Raw genomic sequence first — 17,528 nt, 5'->3', positions numbered from 1 at the left:
TTCAGATGTCCTCAGATATAATTGTCCTTCACTTAGAGAAGCGACATAGGGGCGTCAATCAGGATTCACATAGGCAGGCATCCGCCTCATGAAAGAAAACCGCCGGAAACTTATGGCGTAGAACGATTTTTTTAACCTGATGAGAGGTGGCAGCCAGAGAGAAACCCGCCCCGCAAACCACGTCTATCCTGCCGGATATGAGAGCGAAAACCAACATGCCCGTTTCGAATTTCCTCTTAAAATGAGCAGGTTATCCGATACGGTTCGTGCCTTTGTCCTCATGGACGATTTCGTCGTTTCTTGACAAAACGGATGGCGGTTTTAGACCTTTGCAAAGGAACCCGCCAAATTGCAATGTCGGTATCAACACCCACCTGAACAAACATTTCCAACAGGAAGATACGATTCGTGACAGCGCAAACCCCCGGTCTGCGCTTGCAACTCTAATCGATTTAAGAGAGTTTTCGCGCATTCGGAGGAGTGCAGACATGCAGCAAGGATTTTTCACCAGGGAACGTCTGGCCGTTTCACTTCTGTTCCTGATGAACGGCTTCATTATCGGCTCCTGGGCGCCCAAAGTCCCTGAATTCGCCCGCAATCTCGACCTGAGCGAAGCACAGCTTGGTCTGATGATCCTCGTTCTGGGGCTTGGCTCGCTCGCCTGCATGCCTGTGGCTGGTGCCCAGATTGCCCGCTACGGCTCACGCCGGGTCACGCTCGCCTGCGCGCTGATATTTCTACCGACGCTGCTCCTGCTGACGGTTGCTCCCAATATTCCCTTGGCGGCCCTGGCGATTTTCCTGTTTGGCGGCTTCATGGGCGCCATGGATGTGGCGATGAATGCCAATGCGGTCGAGACCGAAAGACAGATGGGGCGCTCAATCATGTCGTCCTGCCACGCCTTCTGGAGCCTCGGCGGCCTGATTGGCGCCAGCATTGGCGGGCCGCTGTTGGCCATGGCTGGATCAACGGTGCATAGCCTTGTCGCCACGGTCCTCGCCGCCCTGATGCTGTTTGCTGCCTGGCCGATCACCCTTCGCGACCAGCCCCATCCCGATGCCGAGCATCGCAAGGCGCGTCTGCCGATGACGCCGCTGCCCTGGCTTCTTGGCCTTGTCGCACTGTTTTGCATGATCCCGGAAGGTGCGGTGCTCGACTGGGGGGCTTTTTATCTGCGCAATGAACTGGGCGGCTCCATTGCCACCTCAAGCTATGCCTATGCGGGCTTTTCCTTGACCATGGCGATCATGCGCTTTGCCGGCGACATCGTCCGCGACCGGCTGGGGGCGGTGAAAACCATGCGGATTTGCTCCCTGATCGCCATGATCGGCACGGCCATTTCCGGCTTTGCTGCCGATCCATGGACTGCCGTCATCGGCTTTGCCATCATGGGTATCGGCATTTCCAACCTGGTCCCCATCGCCTTTTCTGCCGCTGGCAATCTGCCGGGCATGGCGCCGGGCGTCGGCCTGTCGGTGGTCAGTGCCATGGGCTATTCGGGTATTCTGGTGGCCCCATCGCTGATTGGTTTTGTCGCCGAACACACCTCGCTGGCGCTGGTGTTTCGCGTGCTTCCGGTGCTGATTCTGGTTGCCCTGCTGCTCTCCGGCCTTGCCCGGCATGCCGACCGGCCCCAAGTTTGATCGACACAAGCCGCTGTCACGATGTTGACAAGCGAACATGATTGATCCACCTGAAAGCGAATTATCCGCAAGATCGGGATGACCACCATGGCGCCAGCCGAAGACTTTGACCCGAAACCACGCCGCGCATCCGTGGCCGTCGATGTCGGCGGCGTCATTGTCGGCGGCGGCGCGCCTGTCGTCGTCCAGTCGATGACCAATACCGATACCGCCGATATTGACGGCACGGTGGCGCAGGTTGCAGCCCTGCATAAAGCCGGATCGGAAATCGTCCGCATCACCGTGGACCGCGACGAGAGTGCGGCTGCCGTGCCGAAAATCCGTGACCGTCTGGAGCGGCTCGGCCTTGATGTCCCCCTGATCGGCGACTTTCACTATATCGGTCACAAGCTTCTGGCCGATCATCCAGCCTGTGCCGAGGCGCTCGCCAAATACCGGATCAATCCGGGCAATGTCGGCTTCAAGGACAAGAAGGACAAGCAGTTTGCCGATATCATTGAGATGGCGATCCGCTATGACAAGCCTGTGCGCATCGGCGTCAACTGGGGCTCGCTCGACCAGGAATTGCTGACCCAGTTGATGGACGAGAACCAGGCCAAGGGCTTTCCGCTCTCGGCCCGGCAGGTGACCCGTGAAGCGATCTGCCAATCGGCGCTTCTGTCTGCCGAACTGGCCGAAGAGATCGGCCTGTCGCGCAACCGCATCATCCTGTCGGCCAAGGTCAGCCAGGTGCAGGATCTGATTGCCGTCTATTCCATGCTGGCGTCCCGCTCCGACCATGCGCTGCATCTGGGCCTGACGGAAGCGGGCATGGGCTCGAAAGGCATTGTCGCCTCATCAGCGGCCATGGGCTATGTCCTGCAACAGGGCATCGGCGACACCATCCGCGTTTCGCTGACGCCAGAACCGAACGGCGACCGGACCCGCGAAGTGCAGGTGGCACAGGAACTGTTGCAGGTCATGGGCTTTCGCCAGTTCATCCCGGTCGTTGCGGCCTGTCCGGGCTGCGGGCGCACCACGTCTACGGTGTTCCAGGAGCTGGCGCAGAAGATCCAGAGCGATATCCGCAAGAATATGCCGGTCTGGCGGGAAAAATATCCTGGTGTGGAAGGGCTGAATGTCGCGGTCATGGGCTGCATCGTCAATGGCCCGGGGGAAAGCAAGCATGCCGATATCGGCATTTCCCTGCCCGGTACCGGTGAAAACCCGGCGGCACCGGTGTTTATCGACGGTGAGAAGGCGTTGACATTGCGTGGTCCGAAAATCGCCGAGGATTTCGAGGCGCTGGTGATCGACTATATCGAAAAACGCTACGGTCAGCGGTCGGCAGCGGAGTAAGAGAGCCGTTCTGTCAGCAAGCAATTCTGTAGCAGGCGGCATGTTTTCTTCATATTGCCGCAATTGCTATGTTCAGGATGAAATGAACCTACGGAGCCCTATCCCGATGCTGAAGAAATTCATCCTTCTTGCCCTGACTGCCACCTATCTGAGTGCCTGCACCACCACAGACCCCTATACGGGCGAACAGAAAATGTCGAACACCGCCGGTGGCGCGATGATTGGCGCGGGCCTCGGCGCGCTCGGCGGCCTGGCGGTCGGCGGCGGCGGCCACGGCAAGCGCAATGCCGCCCTGATCGGCGCTGGCATCGGTGCGCTGGCAGGCGGCGCCATTGGCAGTTACATGGACAATCAGGAAGCCGAACTGCGCGCCCAGCTTCAGGGCACCGGCGTGTCCGTCACCCGCCAAGGCGACCGGATCATCCTCAACATGCCGTCCAACATCACTTTCCCGACCGATCAGGACCAGGTGTTGCCGCCGTTCTATCCAACGCTGAATTCGGTCGCCATCGTGCTGAAGAAGTTCAACCGCACCCTGGTCGATGTTAACGGCCATACCGACTCGACCGGCGGCTTGCAGCACAATCAGGATCTGTCGCAGCGCCGCGCCGAATCGGTGCTGAACTATCTCGGCTCGCAGGGCGTCGATCCGCGCCGCATGTCGGCCATGGGCTTTGGCCCCAGCCAGCCGATTGCCACCAACGCCACGCCACAAGGCCGCGCTCAGAACCGCCGTGTCGAAGTGGCAATTTCGCCGCTCAAGGACAATTGATTACGGCCAAGGCCACTGCCCAGTCAAAAACAAAGAAAGCCGCCGAAAGGCGGCTTTCTTGTTATAAGCTGGCCTGTCACAAGCTGCCCTATCACAAGCTGGTTGTCAGCATTTTCACGCCCGCCGCGCCGAATAGAAGCGCCAGAACGCCATCCACATAGCACCTGCTGGCCCGATAAACATGCACGGCCCGGGCGGTCGAAAACACCAGAGCATAGCCGCAGAAGATTGAAAACCCGGTCACCAGACATCCACCGACCACGAGCACCACGGACCCTAGTGAGGCATCCACGGGCACGCCCAGCGAAATAATCGCCAGCCAGCCGAAAATCGCTTTCGGATTGGTCAAGTGGATGAGATAGCCGCGCAGAAAGATTGACCCATAACGGTCCCGCTTGACCGCCTCGACCTGCTCCCCGGCAGGCTGTTGTTTTCGCAAGGCAGACAGTCCGGCCTTGATGGCGAGATAGAAAAGATAAAGCCCGCCTGCGATTTTCAGCAGGATGAGGGCCTGGCCGTAATGATGCAGCAAGGCGGCAAGGCCAAAGGACGCAGCCATGGCCCAGGTAAACGAACCTGCAAATATCCCAAGCGCAATCACCAGACCAGCCTTGCGCCCTTGCGATATGGCCGTCGAGATAATCGCCATATTGGCCGGGCCGGGGCTGATCACCGCGACCAGATAGACGAGATAGGCGGAGAAAAACTGCGCAAAATGATCGGCAATCATGTCAGGCGCTTTCAGGAGAGAATTACAGTCCCTGAGCCCTAAAACATCAAACCAGAGTCCGCACCTGAAAACCTGTCACAGTGGCAATTCAATTCTTGCGATTGGCGACAAAACGGGCGGCAGCCATCAACACTGCGGCGCGTTCGCCATAGTGAGACAGCAATGCGACCGCCTGATCGACCAGCCGATCCAGCTCGGCTTCCGCCCAGGTCTGGCCCTTGAGGGCGACGAGAGTCCCCTTACCGCGCCCGGCATCCTTGCCCGTCGCCTTGCCCATGGTCGCAGCATCAGCCGTCAAATCGAGGAGATCGTCAGCAAGCTGGAAGGCCCGGCCGATCAACTCGCCGAACTGGCGCAACCGCTGCCGGTCCTCGTCCGACGCTCCGGCAATCACTGGTCCAGCCTCGCAGGCAAAGCGCAACAGTGCACCGGTTTTCATCGCCTGCAATGTGACGATGCCGGTCTCATCTGGAGCGTGTTTCTCGGCAGCCAGATCCAGCGCCTGACCACCTGCCATGCCGCCAAGCCCGGCAGCCCGCGCCAGCGCCAGAACCAGCGCGGTCTTGGCTGCGTCGGGAAGCGTGGTTTGTGGCGCAGCAATGATTTCAAAGGCAAAAGTCAGCAGGCTGTCACCGGCCAGAATGGCCGTCGCCTCGTCAAAGGCGATATGCACAGTTGGCTGGCCACGACGCAGATCGTCGTCATCCATGGCGGGCAAGTCGTCATGCACGAGAGAGTAGCAATGCAGGCATTCCAGCGCGGCCCCGACCCGCAGGGCAGCATCGTCCTGGCCATGAAACAGCCGGGCGCTTTCCATTACCAGAAATGGGCGTAGCCGCTTGCCGCCGTTCAGCACGGCATGGCGCATTGCCGCCAGCAATTGACCCGGCCTGGCGATTTCATCCGATAGAGGCTCAGGCTGCAAAAGCTCGGTCAGCAGCGCCTGGATGCGCGTGGCTGTATCGCGGAGATGATCGTCAAACATCGCATGCCTCAGGTTTGCCGGCTGCTCTTTGCCATGCGCCCTCAGAAGGTGCAAGATACAATGAGTATTGAGGACTATCTGTGGGGTATCGGCCCGCCAAAGTGCCTTGGTCTGGCGCTTAGCCTTATTCACGGCTAAGAAAACAAATGCGCAAATCAAGCAGGCGTCGGGGCAGGTGACAGGATTGACGACGGACAACGCACCTGATGCTATCGACCCTCTGGACGCGACTGTGCCCGGACAAGACGAGCACCTCGACCAGGAGGGCGAAAAAGGAGACCGGCGGCTGGTGCTGCATCGAATAGCCAAGGCACTGCTTGCTGTTGCCCTTTTGCCTTTCGCGCTGATGGCGCTCTATCTGCTGCCCTTCATTCACCCGCCGTCCACCTTGATGCTGGCCAATCTCGTTCTGTTTCGTGGCTATGACCGGCAATGGGTGCCGCTGGAGCGCATATCGCCCAATTTGATCCGCGCCGTGATGATGTCGGAGGACGGGCAATTCTGTAGTCATAGCGGCGTTGACTGGGTGCAGATGCGCTCGGTGATCGACGATGCGCTGGATGGAGAGGAAACCCGTGGCGCCAGCACCATCACCATGCAGACAGTGAAAAACCTGTTTTTGTGGAACAGCCGGTCCTTCATCCGCAAGGGTATGGAAATCCCCCTGGCTCTCACCGCCGACAAGGTCTGGTCGAAACGTCGGACGATGGAAATTTACCTCAATATCGCTGAATGGGGACCAGGCATTTACGGTGCAGAGGCCGCAGCACTCCACCATTTCAAAATCCCGGCCGCCCGGCTTTCAGCCCGCCAGGCCGCCCTGCTCGCCGTCTCCCTGCCCAATCCCATCGACCGCAATGCTGGCAAGCCTGGCCCCGGTCTAAGGCGGCTCGCCGCCATGGTGGAGCGTCGCGCCCGGGGCGCCGATCCATATATCAGCTGCATTGATAAATGATGTCAAAACTTGGCATTGGCTTTGAGCCGTATGCGCCGGTTAGGATTGCGGACATTTCAGGAGACAAAACCGATGACGGACCTAACACTCTATATTGCCAACAAGAATTATTCCTCCTGGTCGTTCCGACCCTGGATTGCTCTGACCGCAGCCGGGATCGACTTCAAAGAGGTTTTGATCCGCTTCGACTTTCCAGCTGGCAATCCCGGCATCAAAGCCATATCGCCGACCGGCCAGGTGCCAGTCCTCGTGCATGGGGATGTGAAGGTCTGGGAATCGCTGGCCATTATCGAATATGCTGCGGAGCTTTTTCCAGATGCCGGCATTTGGCCATCGGCGCAGTCGGACCGGGCTGTTGCTCGAGCAATTTCTCTCGAAATGCTGGCTGGCTTCCGGGCCTTGCGCAATGCCTGCCCGATGAATTTCCGTCGCCCGCCACAGGCGCTTGCCTTCAGCCCTGAGACAAAGGCAGCGGTGATGGCGGATGTCTCCCGCATCGAAACCATCTGGCACCAGCAATTGGCCCGTTCCGGCGGTCCTTTCCTGTTTGGTGCCTTTAGCGCTGCGGATGCCATGTATGCACCTGTGGTCAACCGTTTTTCAGCCTATCAACTGACCGCCGATCCGGTTAGTCTTGCCTATATGGATCGCATGCAGGCCCATCCCGCCTGGATCAAGTGGCGCGATGCTGCCCTGGCCGAACCCTGGATCGTGCCGGAGGACGAGGCCTGAACTGATTGCCCGATGCCTGCAAAGGCCGGGCAGAGGCGTCGTTTTGCGACCGCACGATGACAAAAAAATCCCGCCGGGGACTGGTCAAACCCCTGGGCGGCATGTATAAGGCCGCCAAATTCGAAGATCGGATGAGTGATTGTGCGGCTCCAAAAGGGCCGGTTCATCGGTTTTCGACCGTCACGTGGAGTAATTAAAATGGCTGTACCAAAAAGAAAAACAAGCCCGTCCAAGCGCGGTATGCGCCGTTCTGCCGACGGTCTGAAGGCTCCGACCTATGTCGAAGACAAGAATTCCGGCGAACTGCGCCGTCCGCATCATATCGATCTGAAGACCGGCATGTATCGCGGCCGTCAGGTTCTGACGCCGAAGGAAAGCGCATAAGCGTTTTCTATCTGACTATATAAAAAAGGCCGGTTTTTCCGGCCTTTTTCTTTGTCATTTTTTGATTAAACCGCCTGCTTGCAGCGTCCTTTACAGATATTACAAACCGCGCGGTGCAGGAAAACACCCCCTGCACAACGCCGTTGCGGCACCAGTTGTCAGAGCTTGTCGAGCTTGGTTTGCAGATTGCGCAACTGCTCCTTCAGATCGTCGATATCCTTGGTTTCCGGTCGCTTCGTCTCGCGTGCTGGCGTCGGCGTCATGAAGGGCGAAAACATCTGCATGGCCTGATGGAACATCTCGGTATTGCGCTTGACCTGCTCCTCCATCAACTGGATCGGTGCCTGTAAATTCTTGGCAAGTGGTGTCTCACCGAAAGCGCGGGTCATCTGGTCGCGCATCTGGGATTGCTGTTCGGTAAAGGCTTTCATCGAATGTTCGAGAAAGCTTGGCACCACCATCTGCATCTGATCGCCATAATAGCTGATCAACTGGCGCAGGAAAGAAATCGGCAGCAACGTATTGGTGGTCTTGGCTTCCTGCTCGAAAATAATCTGGGTCAGGACAGAATGGGTAATATCCTCGCCGGATTTTGCATCCTGCACGGTGAACTCCTCGCCCTTTTTTACCATCTTGGCCAGATCTTCCAGCGTCACATAGGTACTGGTCCCCGTGTTGTAGAGGCGGCGATTGGCATATTTCTTAATGATGATTTCGCCATCGGTCTTGGCCATTGTGTCTCCTAACCCGGCTTATGTCGTTATTATTGCTCTTCCCTGAGAGGGAAGTGTAATCGCAAATCGACGGGCGTGACAATCTCTTTGTGCGTCGCGGGATTGCGCTATCGAAAGCAGCGATAGCCATCCGCTGAAATGCAACCAAAGACTGAAATTTCCCAATGCTTTGAGTTTGACTTCTCGGGGAAGCTTTGACAGTCTCAGCCGCAGCAAAGAACACTATCGAGGAGATACCCATGTCTACGCCTTCCATCGTCATTGCCAGCGCGGCTCGAACGGCAGTTTGCTCTTTCAACGGGGCATTTGCCAACGTTGCCGCGCATGATATGGGTGCGACCGCGATCAAGGCCGTGCTGGAACGCGCAGGCATCGAGGCAGCCGAAGTCGACGAAGTGATCCTCGGCCAGATCCTGACCGCCGGCCAGGGCCAGAACCCGGCCCGCCAGGCCGCCATGAAGGCCGGCATTCCGCAGGAAAAAACTGCCTGGGGCCTGAACCAGCTCTGCGGCTCCGGCTTGCGCGCCGTGGCACTCGGCATGCAGCAGATCGCCACCGGCGACGCCTCCATCATCATTGCTGGCGGCCAGGAATCCATGTCGCTTGCTCCCCACTGCGCCCATTTGCGCGCCGGCACCAAGATGGGCGACATGAAAATGATCGACACCATGATCAAGGACGGCCTGACCGATGCCTTCTACGGCTATCACATGGGTGTCACCGCCGAAAATGTTGCCCGCCAGTGGCAGTTGACCCGCGACGAGCAGGACGCCTTTGCGGTTGCCTCGCAAAACAAGGCCGAAGCCGCCCAGGCCGCAGGCCGGTTCAAGGACGAAATCGTCCCGGTCACTGTGCCAGGCCGCAAGGGCGATGTGATCGTCGATGCGGATGAATATATCCGCGCAGGTGCGACCCTGGACAGCATGACCAAGCTGCGTCCCGCTTTCGACAAGGAAGGCACCGTCACCGCCGGGAATGCATCTGGCATCAATGACGGAGCCGCCGCCGCCCTGCTGATGACCGAAGCTGAAGCCGTCCGTCGCGGCATCCAGCCTTTGGCGCGCATCGCCTCCTGGGCCACAGCTGGCGTCGATCCGAAGATCATGGGTACAGGTCCGATCCCCGCATCCCGCAAGGCGCTTGAAAAGGCTGGCTGGAGCGTGAACGATCTCGATCTCGTCGAGGCCAACGAAGCCTTTGCCGCCCAGGCCTGCGCCGTCAACAAGGATCTTGGCTGGGATACGTCAATCGTCAATGTCAATGGCGGCGCCATTGCCATCGGCCACCCGGTCGGGGCGTCTGGTGCCCGTATTCTCAACACCCTGCTGTTTGAAATGAAACGGCGCGGCGCAAAGAAGGGTCTGGCGACCCTGTGCATCGGTGGTGGCATGGGCGTTGCCATGTGCATCGAAGGTCTCTGAGCCTATCGAGCCAGAAGCCCGATGGGGAACCATCGGGCTTTGATATCGTAAACGGTGAGGGTATCGCCTGATCGCCACCCTTCCTTTTGCCGGATGGAATCAACGGAACTGGTTTCAGCGGCGGACCACATGCGCACCGCCAAGACAATAAACGAGCCGGGAACCGATCCGGCCATATTTTACCTGCATCATTCCAGTTCAATGTTTCCGGCGTCAAACCGTAGTGACTGGCGTTCTCTGTGTATTTCGCAGAAACACCCGTTGAATTGGGGGATGTCACTCCTTGCCCCCTGGGGTAACGGAGAGACGCAACACAAGAAAACACTTATTGAGAGGAGACTGGAATGAGCAGGGTAGCTTTGGTAACCGGCGGAACACGTGGCATCGGCGCAGCAATTTCAACGGCATTGAAGGCAGCTGGATATACGGTTGCCGCCAATTATGCTGGCAATGACGAGGCCGCAAAGGCATTTGAAGCCGAAACCGGCATTCCGGTCTTTAAATGGGACGTCTCCTCCTACGAGGCTTGCAAGCAGGGCATTTCCGCCGTCGAGGTGGCCCTCGGGCCGGTTGAAATCCTTGTCAACAACGCTGGCATTACCCGTGATGCCATGTTCCATAAAATGACGCCTGAACAGTGGAACGATGTGATCGGCACCAATCTGAGTGGTCTGTTCAATGTCACCCACCCGGTCTGGACGGGCATGCGCGACCGCAGCTTTGGCCGCGTCATCAACATTTCCTCCATCAACGGCCAGAAGGGCCAGATGGGCCAAGCCAATTATTCTGCCGCCAAGGCTGGCGATCTCGGCTTTACCAAGGCGCTTGCCCAGGAAGGTGCGGCGAAGAATATTACCGTTAACGCCATTTGCCCGGGCTATATCGGCACGGAAATGGTCCGGGCGATCCCGGAAAAAGTCTTGAACGAGCGGATCATTCCGCAAATTCCAGTCGGACGCCTCGGCGAACCGGAGGAAATTGCCCGTATCGTGGTGTTTCTCGCGTCCGATGACGCCGGTTTCATCACCGGCTCAACGATTTCCGCCAATGGTGGCCAATTCTTCGTCTGACTGCATCGGCTTTGCTCCACCCGCTATTGCCTTATCCCAACAAACAAAAGCCGCCGGATCGCTCCGGCGGCTTTTCGCATTCAAATCTATGCCGCTTAACGGCAGCGGCGCTCGTATTGGCGACCGTAACGGTCACGGTAAACGCAGTAGCCACGACGCTCTGTTGACTGGCCAATCAAAGCGCCAATCACACCACCGCCGACCGCACCCACCGCAGCACCACCAACCGAATTGGTAGCAACGCCACCGATGACCGCGCCGGATGCTGCACCAATCGAGGCACCGCGCTCCGTCGGCGTACAAGACGCAATCATCGGCAAGAGCATGGCGACTGCAATCACTGTCTTTTTCATAAAAACTTCCTCTTCTTCCTGGCCTGGATAACCGTCAGATACGGCCCATAAGCAGCAGAATAATGATGATGACCACAACCAAACCCAAGCCGCCGGACGGACCATAGCCCCAGTTGCGGCTATGACCCCAAGTCGGAAGCGCCCCAAGCAGCAACAATATGAGGATGATGACGAGAATTGTGCCTAGCATGGTGTTTCCCTTTACTTTTCAGCATGTCTTAATTCATGTGTCCCTATAATGATCCAGACACTGTATTGTTCCGCCCGATCTCTCCTTTCATCTCATCGCTTTGCATTCTGGAAACCGGCAACGGTTCCGGTTGTAAGTGGCCTCCATCATCTTGCTCGCCTTAGGCCAATGACCCACAAGATGAAGATTGGAACAAAACCTGAAAATTCGGGAGTCAGCGATTCGTCGCCGATTCGTTCTTTAGCTGTTCCGAATCAACGCCTGCTGCGGAAAATGAGTGAAATGCGTCACAACCTGAGGTTATTTTCCTCCTATTCGCCTCCAGAGCCGGAAAAGCACCTTCTGGGCAAATCTTTTCTTGCCTTTGCTCCAAGGCATCGCCATGTGTGGTCCCGAAGGAAGATAGACTGTTACCATCTTCTTTTGACAGTGCAGTCCGGAGCGACGATTTGACTTCGCAACCCATGATCCTGAGCGGCCGCAGCGTCATTGCTGTGCTGGGGCCGACCAATACGGGCAAGACCCATTATGCCATCGAGCGCATGGTTGCCCATGGGTCGGGTATGATCGGCCTGCCTTTGCGGTTGCTGGCGCGCGAAGTTTATACGCGGGTGGTCGAGCGGGTCGGCGCAGCGCATGTCGCCCTTATCACAGGCGAGGAAAAGATCACCCCGCCCAATGCAAGGTTTTCCGTCTGCACCGTCGAAGCGCTGCCGCGCGAAACCAAAGTCGCGTTCGTGGCCATTGATGAAATCCAGTTGGCGGGCGATCTCGAGCGCGGCCATATTTTCACCGATCGGCTCTTGCATCTGCGCGGACGCGAGGAAACCCTGCTGCTTGGTTCGGCGACGATGAAGCCAATCCTTCAGCATCTGCTGCCGGGTATTACTGTCGTTGAGCGTCCACGCCTGTCGCAGCTGTTTTATGCCGGCGAAAAGAAGATCACCCGGCTGCCGCAACGCACGGCAATCGTCGCCTTCTCCGCCGACGAGGTGTATTCCATTGCCGAATTGATCCGTCGCCAGCGCGGCGGGGCCGCTGTGGTGCTCGGCGCACTCAGCCCGCGCACCCGCAATGCCCAGGTCGGCCTCTATCAATCCGGCGATGTCGAATATCTTGTCGCGACCGATGCGATCGGCATGGGCCTGAACCTCGATGTCGATCATGTTGCCTTTGCCCAGGACCGCAAATTCGATGGCTATCAGTTCCGCAATCTCAACCCCGGAGAACTGGGCCAGATTGCTGGACGCGCCGGACGCCATCTGAAGGATGGCACGTTCGGCGTCACAGGACGGGTCGATCCGTTTGAGCCGGAACTGGTGGATCGGCTGCAAAGCCACCATTTCGATCCGGTCAAGGTGCTGCAATGGCGCACGGCCCAGTTCGATTTTTCCTCGATTGCCAACCTGCGCCGCAGCCTCGATGCCGCCCCCAAGGTGACTGGACTGGTGCGGGCGCTGCCGGCAATCGATCAGCAGGCGCTGGATTATCTGGCCCGCTATCCGGAGGTCCAGGACCTGGCTTCGTCGCCAAATCGGGTCTCGCTGCTATGGGATGCCTGCGCATTACCGGATTATCGGCGAATTACCCCGGCACAACATGCCGATCTGATTCTTACCCTCTATTCCGACCTTGCCCGGCACGGTAGTGTGAACGAAGATTTCATGGCAGAGCAGGTGCATCGCTCCGACCGGACAGACGGCGAGATAGATACTCTTTCTGCGCGCATTGCGCAGATCCGAACTTGGACGTATGTGTCGAACCGGCCAGGTTGGCTTGCCGATCCGACACACTGGCAAGAAAAGACGCGGGAAATCGAAGATCGATTGTCTGACGCGTTACATGAAAGGTTGACGAAACGCTTTGTTGATCGCAGGACATCTGTGCTTATGAAGCGCTTGAGAGAGAATGGGATGCTGGAAGCTGAAATCAGTGTGAACGGTGATGTCTTCGTCGAAGGACATCACGTGGGCCAACTCTCCGGATTCCGGTTTACGCCGATCTCTGGAACCGAGGGGCCGGACGCCAAGGCGGTGCAAACTGCTGCCCAAAAGGCGCTTGGCCTGGAATTCGAAGCGCGGGCTGCCAGATTGCATGCTTCGGGCAATGGGGATCTGGCGCTCAGTTCCGACGGTCTCGTCCGGTGGCTGGGTGATCCCGTCGCCCGGCTGACCGGATCGGATCACATCATGCGCCCCCGCATTCTGCTGCTGGCGGATGAACCGCTGAGCGGCAATGCGCGCGAGCACGTCGTCGCCCGCATCGAACGCTTCGTCAATCATCATATCTCGACCATTCTGAAGCCACTCGACGATCTGTCGCGGGCCGAGGACTTGCAGGGCCTCTCCAAGGGATTGGCCTTCCAGCTGGTGGAAGGGCTTGGAATTCTGTTCCGCCGCGACGTCACCGAAGAGGTGAAATCGCTGGACCAGGATGCACGCGCCTCCATGCGCCGCTACGGCGTGCGCTTCGGCGCCTATCACATCTTCATGCCAGCGCTGTTGAAGCCCGCTCCGGCGGAGCTGATCACCCTGCTCTGGGCCTTGAAGAACGATGGTCTGGACAAGCCCGGCTATGGCGATCTCATTCCGGTTCTGGCCGCAGGCCGCACCTCAGTGGTGACTGATCCAAGCTTTGAGCGTAATTTCTACAAGCTGGCGGGTTTCCGCTTCCTGGGCAAGCGCGCCGTGCGCATCGACATTCTCGAGCGGTTGGCGGATCTGATCCGTCCGTTGTTGCAATGGAAGCCGGGCACCACGCCGCGCCCGGACGGTGCTTACGATGGCCGCCGCTTCACCACCACCACGGCCATGCTCTCCATCCTCGGTGCGACACCCGATGACATGGAAGAAATCCTGAAGGGCCTCGGCTACCGCGCCGATGCCGTTAAGGCGGAAGAGGCCCAGGCCTTCCTAGGCACCCAGGATGACAAGCCTGCCGCACCAGCCGCCAATGCACCAACGCAGACAGCCGAAAGCGTCGAAAAAACCGACGAAGACGATGCGGATCAGCATGGCGAAGCCTCAGCGACGGAAACTGTCACTGCTGAACCGGCAGCGCTCGAGACCGTCCCAAGTGCTGAGATCAGCGCCGAAGCAACGCTAGAAGCACCAGCGGAGGTCAAAGAGGCCGAAGTTGCAGCGACCGAGGCTCCATCCGCTGACCTTCTTGCCAATCCGGAAGGACCAACGGAACCCAAGCCGGTTCTGCTGTGGCGTCCTGGTGGACGCAACGACAACCAGCGCCAGGCCGGACGTCCACAACAGGGCGACCGCCGTCCGCAGGGTGCAAAGCGCGCCCCGCAGCAGGGCGAGCAGAAACCGGACGCTCGTCCCGAAGGTGCCCGTACAGAAGGTGGCCGTGACCGCGATGACAAGCGCCGCGAGGGTGGCCATCACGGCAAGCCCCGCGACCGGGACGGCAACCGCGACAAGCACGCAAACCGGGGCGACCGCGATGATCGCGGTCCGCGTAAGGACCGCGACAGGGACACAAAATCAACCCAGCCGCAGCGTTTCGAGGCAAAGCCGCCGCGCAAGGAAAAGCCGATCGACCCGGATTCTCCTTTCGCCAAACTGGCTGCCTTGAAGGAGCAGATGAAGAAGTAAGACATGAGCGAACAACAGCCACTCGCCGGACCCTCTCAACGGATCGACAAGTGGCTGTTTTTTGCGCGAATTTTCAAATCCCGAACGCTAGCCCAGCAACAGATCGTCTCGGGCCGGGTACGGGTCAATGGCAAATCCGCCAAGCAGCCCAGCATCATTGTCCGGCCCGGCGACGTGCTGGATATCACCCTTCCAAATCACGACATGAAACTTGTCGTTCGCCAGCCCGGCACGCATCGCGGCCCTTACGAGCAGGCGAAACTTCTCTATGAAGACCAGTCACCGCCGCGCCCGCCCCGAGACGCCATGACCGCTTTCGAACAGGCACAAAGACTTCCCGGCTCCGGTCGTCCGACCAAGCGCGAGCGCCGGCAAATGGACCGCCTGATGGATGGCGACGATTGACACGAAGGGCCACCGAAAATAGCCGGCCATTTTCCATTTTCGAATATCTCAAGCCTTTGATGCATTGGAGATATTCGAAATCTGCGGAAGGCAAGGATACGCCGTATCTTCATGCCTGGTATCAGAGCTGGGCGGTCTGGTTTGGGAAGCGCCTGACGGACACTAGGAAAATCGACCTCTATCGCAGCGAGATAGGGATGATTTATCCTTGCTAACAGTTCTGGAAAGCAGTAGCTCACTGCCCTTGTGGAAAAAGCTGTGCATGATATGGGACAGTCGATTTTTCCTTGCCTAATCCGTTCCTGCAAGACGCGGCGTCGCACTCGCCATCGAGAGATCTCTGGAGTACCGCATGACGTATATCGTGACTGACAACTGCATACGCTGCAAATATACCGATTGCGTGGAAGTATGCCCGGTCGACTGTTTTTACGAAGGTGAGAATTTTCTGGCCATCAATCCCGATGAATGCATCGATTGCGGTGTATGCGAGCCGGAATGTCCAGCGGAAGCCATCAAGCCGGACACGGAACCGGGTCTCGATAAGTGGCTGAAAATCAATGCGGAGTTTGCCCAGATCTGGCCAAATATCACCACCAAGCGCGATGCTTTGCCCGAAGCCAAGGAAATGGATGGCGTCGAAGGCAAGTTCGAGCTTTATTTCTCGGAAAAGCCTGGCACGGGCGACTGATTGGCAAGTTGCGACGCGGTCTCACCCGATTCCGGATGCCGCCCCCGGTGCCGCCTCCCCCTGGTGCCGCCCATTGGGCGGCAATGGACGATGGACTGCCTGTTGACGATCACATCGTCCTATTCCTTTTCAAATGTCTCAAGCCCTTGCCGCATTTGAGATATTTGAAACGCCTTCAGCTTCACCTGTTTAAGACTTGGGATAAAACTGCATAGCAGCTTCTGTTTTTTATGACAGCAGCCATGCAATTGCGTGTCATTGTGAACGAATTGACGAGACAAGGGCGGCGTCAACGAGCAAAAGGAATCGTTACCGCAGCTTGACGATTTTCTGAATTTCTAAAAAAATCAATAGGTTAAAAGATATTTTATTTTACCTTGGCGAGGCTGGCCAATGACAGGTCAAACCGCACCCATAAAGAAGAACAGTTTCCGCCGTCAAGCTGTCGCAAGGCAGCAAAATATTGATTTCCTCACTTTTTTATGTTAAGCCTATAGAACTGATCCACACGTGAGGGCATTTGTGTGCCCAAACCTACCGCGAAAGCCGAAAAATCCACGAAAGTTATGTTTGTGACATGTAAACCTCGCCGGTTCTGTCGCTGATGTGCTTTTATTCGTTTGATCGTAACTGGATCAGCATGGAGTCACCCGACGGTTCCCCCGTCTCATCCGGGTCTTTCGGCCTGGGGTCGGCTGTCGCCGATACAGTAACAGGGAGTTTTTAGAGCGAATGACGACCCAGCAGAAAAAATCCTCGACGCGTCAGGGCTTCAAGACAGGTGAGGCGATCGTTTATCCGGCCCATGGCGTCGGTACGATTACCGCCATTGAAGAGCAGGAAGTCGCGGGCATGAAGCTTGAGCTTTTTGTAATCGATTTCGATAAAGATAAAATGCGTTTGAAAGTGCCGGTCACCAAGGCTGTCACCATCGGAATGCGCAAGCTTTCGGAAACCGATTTTGTTGATCGGGCTTTGAAAGTCGTTCAGGGCAAGGCACGTGTCAAGCGGACCATGTGGTCACGCCGGGCACAGGAATATGATGCGAAAATCAATTCCGGCGACCTGATTTCCATTGCCGAAGTGGTGCGCGACCTTTTCCGTGCCGAACACCAGCCGGAACAGTCCTATTCCGAGCGTCAGCTCTATGAAGCCGCACTGGATCGCATGGCGCGTGAAATCGCCGCCGTCAACAAGATGTCTGAAACCGAAGCCGTCCGGCTGGTGGAAGTCAATCTTGCCAAAGGCCCGAAGCGCGGCAAGTCCGTGGAAGAAGACGAAACTCAGGAAGAAGCAGCGTAAGCTTGCTCACTCCAACATAAAAAAGCCCGGCATTGCCGGGTTTTTTTATGTCTTCTGCACATCCATGGATGCGTTGGCTTTGGTTTTTACGGCGGATTTTCCGAAAATCGATGCCCAGCTTTCGATGCGATGCTTTAGCGTCTGCCAGGCTCATATTGAACCAGACAAACGCTAAACTCTCTTGTTTTTGTTTGTCTTTTCGGGAAAACCGGGTT

Annotated in this window: 17 protein-coding genes; 12 read left to right on the top strand and 5 right to left on the bottom strand. The window is 57.6% G+C overall.

Annotation, left to right across the window (positions count from 1 at the left end; translation table 11 throughout):
* Positions 1-488 precede the first annotated feature (488 nt).
* The 3 genes from H1Y61_RS02090 (at position 489) to H1Y61_RS02080 (ending at position 3,753) form a co-directional block, all read left to right on the top strand.
* Entirely contained in the window at positions 489-1,643 is a 1,155-nt protein-coding gene (locus H1Y61_RS02090) for an MFS transporter (protein WP_180573577.1), read from the top strand.
* An 87-nt stretch (positions 1,644-1,730) separates the two neighbouring features.
* Positions 1,731-2,981, top strand: a complete 1,251-nt coding sequence (gene ispG / locus H1Y61_RS02085; protein WP_015917556.1) for a flavodoxin-dependent (E)-4-hydroxy-3-methylbut-2-enyl-diphosphate synthase — start codon at positions 1,731-1,733, stop codon at positions 2,979-2,981.
* Positions 2,982-3,087: 106 nt separating this feature from the next.
* Positions 3,088-3,753, top strand: coding sequence for an OmpA family protein (locus tag H1Y61_RS02080; protein ID WP_015917557.1), 666 nt, complete (start codon positions 3,088-3,090; stop codon positions 3,751-3,753).
* Positions 3,754-3,844: 91 nt separating this feature from the next.
* Here H1Y61_RS02080 and H1Y61_RS02075 read toward each other — a convergent pair whose 3' ends face one another.
* Both H1Y61_RS02075 and H1Y61_RS02070 read right to left on the bottom strand, forming a co-directional pair.
* Complete coding sequence (locus tag H1Y61_RS02075; protein WP_180573576.1) at positions 3,845-4,483, bottom strand: LysE family translocator; 639 nt, start codon at positions 4,481-4,483, stop codon at positions 3,845-3,847.
* An 88-nt stretch (positions 4,484-4,571) separates the two neighbouring features.
* A complete protein-coding gene (locus H1Y61_RS02070; protein ID WP_180573575.1) occupies positions 4,572-5,468 on the bottom strand; it encodes a polyprenyl synthetase family protein in 897 nt (298 codons plus the stop codon).
* A 286-nt stretch (positions 5,469-5,754) separates the two neighbouring features.
* Between H1Y61_RS02070 and mtgA the strand changes: the two genes are divergently transcribed.
* The 3 genes from mtgA (at position 5,755) to rpmF (ending at position 7,539) form a co-directional block, all read left to right on the top strand.
* Positions 5,755-6,423, top strand: coding sequence for a monofunctional biosynthetic peptidoglycan transglycosylase (gene mtgA / locus H1Y61_RS02065; RefSeq protein ID WP_235680866.1), 669 nt, complete (start codon positions 5,755-5,757; stop codon positions 6,421-6,423).
* A 72-nt stretch (positions 6,424-6,495) separates the two neighbouring features.
* The gene (locus tag H1Y61_RS02060; protein ID WP_180573574.1) at positions 6,496-7,155 is read left to right on the top strand and encodes a glutathione S-transferase family protein; all 660 of its coding nucleotides are present in this window, start codon (positions 6,496-6,498) and stop codon (positions 7,153-7,155) included.
* Between the two features lie 198 nt (positions 7,156-7,353).
* Positions 7,354-7,539, top strand: a complete 186-nt coding sequence (rpmF, locus tag H1Y61_RS02055) for a 50S ribosomal protein L32 (RefSeq protein WP_007604390.1) — start codon at positions 7,354-7,356, stop codon at positions 7,537-7,539.
* A gap of 158 nt (positions 7,540-7,697) precedes the next feature.
* Here the strand turns inward: rpmF and phaR are convergent, their stop codons facing one another.
* On the bottom strand, positions 7,698-8,273 hold the full coding sequence (gene phaR / locus H1Y61_RS02050) for a polyhydroxyalkanoate synthesis repressor PhaR (protein ID WP_015917562.1): 576 nt from the start codon (positions 8,271-8,273) through the stop codon (positions 7,698-7,700).
* A gap of 239 nt (positions 8,274-8,512) precedes the next feature.
* On the opposite strand from phaR, the gene H1Y61_RS02045 reads away from it, so the two are divergent.
* The gene (locus tag H1Y61_RS02045; RefSeq protein WP_180573573.1) at positions 8,513-9,694 is read left to right on the top strand and encodes an acetyl-CoA C-acetyltransferase; all 1,182 of its coding nucleotides are present in this window, start codon (positions 8,513-8,515) and stop codon (positions 9,692-9,694) included.
* Positions 9,695-10,038: 344 nt separating this feature from the next.
* Entirely contained in the window at positions 10,039-10,764 is a 726-nt protein-coding gene (phbB, locus tag H1Y61_RS02040) for a beta-ketoacyl-ACP reductase (RefSeq protein ID WP_180573572.1), read from the top strand.
* 95 nt (positions 10,765-10,859) lie between these two features.
* Here the strand turns inward: phbB and H1Y61_RS02035 are convergent, their stop codons facing one another.
* Together H1Y61_RS02035 and H1Y61_RS02030 are read right to left on the bottom strand one after the other, a co-directional pair.
* Positions 10,860-11,117, bottom strand: coding sequence for a YMGG-like glycine zipper-containing protein (locus H1Y61_RS02035; RefSeq protein ID WP_041697274.1), 258 nt, complete (start codon positions 11,115-11,117; stop codon positions 10,860-10,862).
* A gap of 34 nt (positions 11,118-11,151) precedes the next feature.
* Positions 11,152-11,307: a DUF3309 family protein gene (locus H1Y61_RS02030; protein WP_015917565.1), complete on the bottom strand. Its 156-nt coding sequence runs from the start codon at positions 11,305-11,307 to the stop codon at positions 11,152-11,154.
* A 464-nt stretch (positions 11,308-11,771) separates the two neighbouring features.
* Here H1Y61_RS02030 and H1Y61_RS02020 point away from each other — a divergent pair, with 464 nt between their 5' ends.
* From H1Y61_RS02020 to H1Y61_RS02005, 4 genes are all read left to right on the top strand, one after another.
* Complete coding sequence (locus H1Y61_RS02020; RefSeq protein ID WP_180574379.1) at positions 11,772-14,915, top strand: helicase-related protein; 3,144 nt, start codon at positions 11,772-11,774, stop codon at positions 14,913-14,915.
* A gap of 3 nt (positions 14,916-14,918) precedes the next feature.
* A complete protein-coding gene (locus H1Y61_RS02015; RefSeq protein ID WP_174112092.1) occupies positions 14,919-15,320 on the top strand; it encodes an RNA-binding S4 domain-containing protein in 402 nt (133 codons plus the stop codon).
* Positions 15,321-15,672: 352 nt separating this feature from the next.
* Entirely contained in the window at positions 15,673-16,011 is a 339-nt protein-coding gene (gene fdxA / locus H1Y61_RS02010) for a ferredoxin FdxA (protein ID WP_070166230.1), read from the top strand.
* A gap of 732 nt (positions 16,012-16,743) precedes the next feature.
* A complete protein-coding gene (locus H1Y61_RS02005; protein WP_041697279.1) occupies positions 16,744-17,313 on the top strand; it encodes a CarD family transcriptional regulator in 570 nt (189 codons plus the stop codon).
* Positions 17,314-17,528: the final 215 nt, after the last annotated feature.

Origin of the sequence: Agrobacterium vitis (genome assembly GCF_013426735.1) — a bacterium.
Taxonomy (GTDB): domain Bacteria; phylum Pseudomonadota; class Alphaproteobacteria; order Rhizobiales; family Rhizobiaceae; genus Allorhizobium; species Allorhizobium vitis_D.
Note: the sequence above shows the minus strand (reverse complement) of the source record. Positions and strands in the feature narration are given on the sequence as shown.

Coding starts and splice junctions, on each gene's coding strand:
- H1Y61_RS02005 (WP_041697279.1), top strand. CDS start 16,744: ATGACGACCCAGCAGAAAAAATCCTCGACGCGTCAGGGCTTCAAGACA.
- H1Y61_RS02060 (WP_180573574.1), top strand. CDS start 6,496: ATGACGGACCTAACACTCTATATTGCCAACAAGAATTATTCCTCCTGG.
- H1Y61_RS02090 (WP_180573577.1), top strand. CDS start 489: ATGCAGCAAGGATTTTTCACCAGGGAACGTCTGGCCGTTTCACTTCTG.
- ispG (WP_015917556.1), top strand. CDS start 1,731: ATGGCGCCAGCCGAAGACTTTGACCCGAAACCACGCCGCGCATCCGTG.
- rpmF (WP_007604390.1), top strand. CDS start 7,354: ATGGCTGTACCAAAAAGAAAAACAAGCCCGTCCAAGCGCGGTATGCGC.
- H1Y61_RS02030 (WP_015917565.1), bottom strand. CDS start 11,307: ATGCTAGGCACAATTCTCGTCATCATCCTCATATTGTTGCTGCTTGGG.
- phaR (WP_015917562.1), bottom strand. CDS start 8,273: ATGGCCAAGACCGATGGCGAAATCATCATTAAGAAATATGCCAATCGC.
- H1Y61_RS02045 (WP_180573573.1), top strand. CDS start 8,513: ATGTCTACGCCTTCCATCGTCATTGCCAGCGCGGCTCGAACGGCAGTT.
- H1Y61_RS02080 (WP_015917557.1), top strand. CDS start 3,088: ATGCTGAAGAAATTCATCCTTCTTGCCCTGACTGCCACCTATCTGAGT.
- H1Y61_RS02020 (WP_180574379.1), top strand. CDS start 11,772: ATGATCCTGAGCGGCCGCAGCGTCATTGCTGTGCTGGGGCCGACCAAT.
- H1Y61_RS02075 (WP_180573576.1), bottom strand. CDS start 4,483: ATGATTGCCGATCATTTTGCGCAGTTTTTCTCCGCCTATCTCGTCTAT.
- H1Y61_RS02070 (WP_180573575.1), bottom strand. CDS start 5,468: ATGTTTGACGATCATCTCCGCGATACAGCCACGCGCATCCAGGCGCTG.
- fdxA (WP_070166230.1), top strand. CDS start 15,673: ATGACGTATATCGTGACTGACAACTGCATACGCTGCAAATATACCGAT.
- phbB (WP_180573572.1), top strand. CDS start 10,039: ATGAGCAGGGTAGCTTTGGTAACCGGCGGAACACGTGGCATCGGCGCA.
- H1Y61_RS02015 (WP_174112092.1), top strand. CDS start 14,919: ATGAGCGAACAACAGCCACTCGCCGGACCCTCTCAACGGATCGACAAG.
- H1Y61_RS02035 (WP_041697274.1), bottom strand. CDS start 11,117: ATGAAAAAGACAGTGATTGCAGTCGCCATGCTCTTGCCGATGATTGCG.